Origin of the sequence: Dietzia sp. Cai40 (genome assembly GCF_014145165.1) — a bacterium.
Taxonomy (GTDB): Bacteria; Actinomycetota; Actinomycetes; order Mycobacteriales; family Mycobacteriaceae; genus Dietzia; species Dietzia natronolimnaea.
In genome coordinates this window covers 1-5,706 of sequence record NZ_JAALEB010000023.1, presented here as the reverse complement: position 1 = coordinate 5,706, position 5,706 = coordinate 1, and the positions used below count along the sequence as shown (strand labels likewise).

The window sequence follows — 5,706 nt, the reverse complement described above, 5'->3', positions numbered from 1 at the left end:
GGTCACGGGCCGGAGGTCGGCCCTCCCGCCGACCAGGCCGGTGAGCGGGGAGACGAGTACGTTGCGGACGAGCTCGTGCGACGGGGTGGGCAGCAGCCCGGTCGCGGCGAGGGCCGTCACGACGTCGTCCGCGAGCCGCCCGTCCCGGCTCATCGGCAGGGCCCGCAGCTGCAGGTTCGCGCGGGTCGTCACGTGCACGTCGTCGTCGCCGTATCTCGCTGCGACCCTGTGCAGCGCGGCGAGGGACTCCGGCGACACGCGCCCTCCGGGTACTCGTAGCCGGACCAGGGCGCCGTCCTCGGCGGGCCACGGGCGCAGCACACCGGGGCACAGGTCGGTGCGGGTGCGGCGGGTCGGTCCGGAAGCTCTCACGGGGCACAGTGTGGCAGCCAGAGGTGGCTCGCGGGGAGCGGGGAGCCGACGGCCGGACATCCGCGGGGGTCCGGCGCCGGATAGGCTCGCCGGTGCCGTGGTGCTCGGGAAGCCGGAGGAAAAGCCGGCGCGGCCCTCGCCACTGTAGTCGCGTAAGTCGCGCACCCTCGTCCGTCCCAGAGCGGGGCGGAGACCACTGGGCCCAGGCCCGGGAAGGTCGGTCGCGCGGCGTCGATGCGAAAGCCAGGAGACCGGCCACGGCGTCATGTTCCACGAGGGTTTGGAGAAGAACATGCGCCATGACCGGCGTTCGGCGTCCCCTGAGGACGCCTCGGCACCATCAGATGACGCGGCATCGCCGGAGAACACGGCATCACCGGAGGACACGGCACCGCCTCGGCACTCGAGCCAGCCACCGCGCATCACCCTGCTGTCCACCTCCGACACGGACCTGCTCTCCGCGCGGGCCTCCGGGGCGGACTGGACGCTCGGCAACCCGTCCCGCCTGGACGTCGAGGCGGATCTGCCCGGTCTGCTCGACGGCGCCGACCTGGTGGTGGTCCGGATCCTCGGGTCGCGGCGGTCGTGGGAGCCCGGGTTCGCCGCGGTCATGGCCTCGGGGCGGCCGGTGGTCGTCCTGGGAGGCGAGCAGGCCCCGGACGCCGACCTGATGGAGCTCTCCACCGTCCCGATCGGCATCGCGGCCGAGGCCCACCGCTACCTGGCCGAGGGCGGCGAGCGGAACCTCGCCCAGCTCCACGCCTTCCTGTCGGACACCGTGCTGCTCACCGGGACCGGGTTCGCGCCCCCGGAGAGCGTCCCGGTGTGGGGGATGCCGCCGCGGCCGGGTGCCGCCGATTCCCCCGACTCCCCGGCGAGTGGTCACATACGACGCGATTCCCGGAACGGGACCTGGGAGAACGTGAGCGGAACTGACCAGTCGCCGGGCGTTCCCCGCGTGGACCAGTCGCGGCGCGTTCCCCGCGTGGGAGTGCTCTACTACCGGGCGCACGAGGTGAGCGGGAACTCCGGGTTCGCCCATTCGCTCGCCGACGCCATCGACGCCACCGGGCAGGCCGTCGGCGTGCCCGTGTTCGCCGGGTCCCTGCGATCGGCGCCCGACGAGCTGTTCGACGCACTCGGGACGCTCGACGCGCTGATCGTCACGGTCCTGGCCGCCGGCGGGACCACGCCGGGCGCGGTGAGCGCGGGCGGCGAGGACGAGACGTGGGACGTCGAACGGATCGCCACGCTCGACATCCCGGTCCTGCAGGGACTGTGCCTGACGTGGAGCCGCGAGGACTGGGCGGCCTCCGACGACGGCGTCAACCCGCTGGACTCGGCCAACCAGATCGCGATCCCCGAGTTCGACGGCCGGATCATCACCGCGCCGTTCTCCTTCAAGGAGATCGACGCCGACGGGCTGCCTCGCTACGTCGCCGACCCCGAACGCTGCGCCCGCGTCGCGGGGATCGCGGTCTCGCACGCCCGGCTGCGTCATGTGCCCGCGGCGGACCGCCGGATCGCCCTGGTGCTCTCGGCCTACCCGACCAAGCACTCCCGGATCGGCAACGCGGTCGGCCTGGACACCCCCGTCTCGACCATCCGACTGCTGCGCCGGATGCGCGACGAGGGTTACGACCTGGGCCCCGACGACAGCCCGATCGCCCGGTTCCTCGACGTCGCCGACAGTGGCACCGACAGCACCTACGCCGACGACACCGCCGCCGGCGACGCCCTGATCCACGCCCTGATCGCCGCGGGCGGACAGGACGAGGAGTGGCTGACGAACGCCCAGCTCACCGACAGTCACGTACGGATCTCCACCGACGACTACCTCACGTGGGCGGCGGACCTGCCCGAGTCGCTGCGCTCGGAGATGGTCGAGGCCTGGGGGCAGGCGCCCGGTCAGCTGTTCGTCAACGACGCCGGCGAGATCGTCCTGGCCACCATCCAGGCCGGCAATGTCGTCCTGCTGATCCAGCCGCCCCGCGGGTTCGGTGAGAACCCGGTGGCGATCTATCACGATCCCGAGCTGGCGCCCTCGCACCACTATCTGGCCGCCTATCGGTGGCTCGCGCGGGGTTTCGGCGCCCACGCGCTGGTCCACATCGGCAAGCACGGTTCGCTGGAGTGGCTGCCGGGCAAGAACGCCGCGCTGTCGGCCGCGTGTGCGACCGACGCGGCGATCGCCGACATGCCGTTGATCTACCCGTTCCTGGTCAACGACCCCGGGGAGGGCGCCCAGGCCAAGCGCCGCGCCCACGCCACGATCGTCGACCACCTGGTGCCGCCGATGGCCCGCGCCGAGTCCTACGGCGACATCGCCCGCCTCGAGCAGCTGCTGGACGAGTACGGCAACATCGCGTCCATGGACCCGGCCAAGCTGCCGGCCATCCGCGCGCAGATCTGGACCCTCATGCGGTCGGCGCACATGCACGAGGACCTGGGCCTGGAGCAGCAGCCCGGGGACGAGGAGTTCGACGACTTCCTGCTCCACGTCGACGGGTGGCTCTGCGAGATCAAGGACGTCCAGATCCGCGACGGACTCCACGTGCTGGGTCAGGCGCCGGACGGCGAGGCCCGGGTAAACCTGGTGCTCGCCATCCTGCGCGCCTCGCAGGTGTGGGGCGGCGAGTTCGGCGCAGTTCCCGGTTTGCGCCGCGCCCTCGGGCTGGGGGAGGACGCCCCGACCCAGGAGGTCGACCGCGTGGAGGCCCGGGCCCGGGCGCTGGTCGAGGACATGGACGCCCGCGGGTGGGACCTCACGGCGGTGCCGCAGGTCCTGACCGCCGCGGGTCTGGATGACGACGACGAGGTCGGCCGCGTCCTGGAGTTCGCCGCCCGCGAGGTGGTGCCGCGTCTGGCCGCCACCGTCGACGAGCTGGATGCGGTGATGCACGCCCTGGACGGCGGGTTCGTGCCCGCCGGACCGTCCGGTTCGCCCCTGCGCGGCCTGGTCAACGTGCTGCCGACCGGCCGCAACTTCTACACCGTGGACCCTCGGGCGATCCCGTCCCGGCTGGCCTGGGAGACCGGCCAGGCGATGGCCGACTCCCTGCTGGACCGCCACGTGGCGGAGACCGGCGAGTACCCGAGCTCGGTGGGACTGTCGATCTGGGGCACCTCGGCCATGCGGACCTCGGGCGACGACGTGGCCGAGGTCCTGGCCCTGCTCGGCGTCCGCCCGGAGTGGGACGAGGCCTCCCGCCGGGTCAACGGTCTCGAGGTGGTCCCGGCCGCCGAGCTCGGTCGCCCGCGCGTGGACGTGACGGTCCGCATCTCGGGCTTCTTCCGGGACGCCTTCCCGCACGTCATCACCATGCTCGACGACGCCGTCCGGATGGTGGCGGACCTCGACGAACCCGCCGAGCAGAACTATGTCGCCGCCCACACTCGCGCGGACCTGGCCGAGCACTCGGACCACCGTCGTGCGACCACCCGCATCTTCGGCTCCGCGCCGGGGTCGTACGGCGCCGGGATCCTGCAGACCATCGAGGCCGGCAACTGGCGGGACGACCGGGACCTGGCCGAGGTCTACACCCGGTGGGGCGGCTTCGCCTACGGCCGCGACCTGGACGGCGTCCCGGCCGCGGACGACATGCGCACCAACTACCGGCGCATCGCGGTGGCCGCCAAGAACATCGACACCCGCGAGCACGACATCGCCGACTCGGACGACTACTTCCAGTACCACGGCGGGATGATCGCGACCGTGCGAGCGCTCACCGGCGCCGAACCCCGCGCCTACGTGGGGGACTCCACCACGCCGGACGCCATCCGCACCCGGTCGCTCGCGGAGGAGACGGTCCGGGTGTTCCGGGCTCGCGTGGTCAACCCCCGGTGGATCGCGGCCATGCAGCGGCACGGCTACAAGGGGGCCTTCGAGCTGGCCGCGACGGTGGACTACCTCTTCGGGTTCGACGCCACCGCAGGGGTCGTGCACGACTGGATGTACGACACGCTGGCCAGGGAGTACGTGCTGGACCAGACCAACCAGGAGTTCCTGCGGCGGTCCAACCCGTGGGCGTTGCGCGGGATGATCGAGCGGCTCTCCGAGGCCGCCGACCGCGGGTTGTGGGCCGAGCCGGACGCCGAGATCATGGACCGGATGCGGCAGGTCTACCTGGACGTCGAGGGCGACCTCGAGGACACCCACGGTGACTGACCGGGTGTCCCGCCTCCCGGCCGGGGAGGCCGGCGGCACCCCGCGCCGCCGGGTGCGGGTGGTGGGGATCGGCTCCGGGGGGCCGGACCAGATCACGGTGGAGGCGATCACGGCCCTGCGGGAGTCCGCCTACGCCGTGGCCGCGGTGAAGGGGGCCTCAGACCCCTTGGTCGATCTCCGTCGGCAGCTACTCGCCCGCCACGCGCCGGGCGTCGAGCTGGTGGGGGTCGCCGATCCGGAGCGGGACCGCTCGTCGCGGTCGACCTCCTCCCACGTCGGGTACCGCGGCGTGGTCCTGGACTGGCACGAGGCCCGGTCCCTGGCGTGGGAGCGGGTGCTGGCGGACCGGCCCGGCGACGTGGCGGTGCCCGTATGGGGCGACCCCGCCTTCTACGACTCCACGCTGCGGATCGTCGACCGGATCCTCGCCCGTGGCCGGCTCGACTTCGCCGTCGAGGTGATCCCCGGCATCTCCGCTCTACAGGTGTTGGCGGCGCGTCACCGGCTGGTCCTGCACGAGATCGGCGGGACGGTCACCGTGACCACCGGCCGGCGTCTGGCGGAGGTCGTCGCCGGCGGAGCGGACAACGTGGTGGTGATGCTCAACGCGGACCTGCCGCTGGAGGACCTGGCCGACTGGCACATCTGGTGGGGCGGCAACCTCGGCGATGCGGGAGAGTGCCTGCTCGCGGGCAGGGTCGGCGACGTCCTCGGCGAGCTGCGGGGCAATCGTGAGCGGCTCCGCGCGGAGCACGGCTGGGTGATGGACGTGTACCTCCTGCGCCGCCCGGTCGCGGCGGGCTGATACTGTGCCTACACTGGCGCTCCCCCGAGAACAGAGGTGCACTATGGCTTTCCTGAGAAATGCCCTGCGGACCGGCGTCGCGCTCAAGGCCGCCGAGGTGGTCAAGCGTGAGGCGTCCAAGCCGGAGAACCAGCGCAAGGCCCGCGAGTTCGCGGAGAAGATCCGCAACCGCAAGCGCTGACCGCCGGCCGGTCAGATCCAGTCGACGATCTCCACGGGGTCGTCGGCCCCGGCTCCCTCCGGGACCACGGCGAGCGCGGGAGCGCCTGCGAGGTCGGCCAGGTGGGCGGTGCGGACCCGGCCGGAGAGAGTCCATCCGCCGGCCCCGTCGGGGCGGGCCGGCAGGATCCGCGCACGGCCC

The 5,706-nt window shown here is 72.7% G+C and carries 3 protein-coding genes, 1 pseudogene and 1 riboswitch; of the genes and pseudogenes, 3 read left to right on the top strand and 1 reads right to left on the bottom strand.

What is annotated here, in order from left to right:
• Window positions 1-372 (bottom strand): annotated as a pseudogene (locus G6022_RS01255) (nitrite reductase); the annotation flags it as partial.
• An 81-nt stretch (window positions 373-453) separates the two neighbouring features.
• Window positions 454-647: riboswitch (cobalamin riboswitch) on the top strand.
• Between G6022_RS01255 and cobN the strand changes: the two are divergent.
• The 3 genes from cobN to G6022_RS01240 all read left to right on the top strand — a co-directional run bounded on the left by cobN (window position 638) and on the right by G6022_RS01240 (window position 5,526).
• Window positions 638-4,540, top strand: coding sequence for a cobaltochelatase subunit CobN (cobN, locus tag G6022_RS01250; RefSeq protein WP_241730988.1), 3,903 nt, complete (start codon window positions 638-640; stop codon window positions 4,538-4,540). (Overlaps the previous riboswitch by 10 nt.)
• The gene (gene cobF / locus G6022_RS01245) at window positions 4,533-5,345 is read left to right on the top strand and encodes a precorrin-6A synthase (deacetylating) (RefSeq protein WP_344392684.1); all 813 of its coding nucleotides are present in this window, start codon (window positions 4,533-4,535) and stop codon (window positions 5,343-5,345) included. Before cobN ends, cobF begins: the two co-directional genes overlap by 8 nt.
• Before the next feature lie 43 nt (window positions 5,346-5,388).
• Window positions 5,389-5,526, top strand: a complete 138-nt coding sequence (locus tag G6022_RS01240) for a hypothetical protein (protein ID WP_179524167.1) — start codon at window positions 5,389-5,391, stop codon at window positions 5,524-5,526.
• Window positions 5,527-5,706 lie beyond the last annotated feature (180 nt).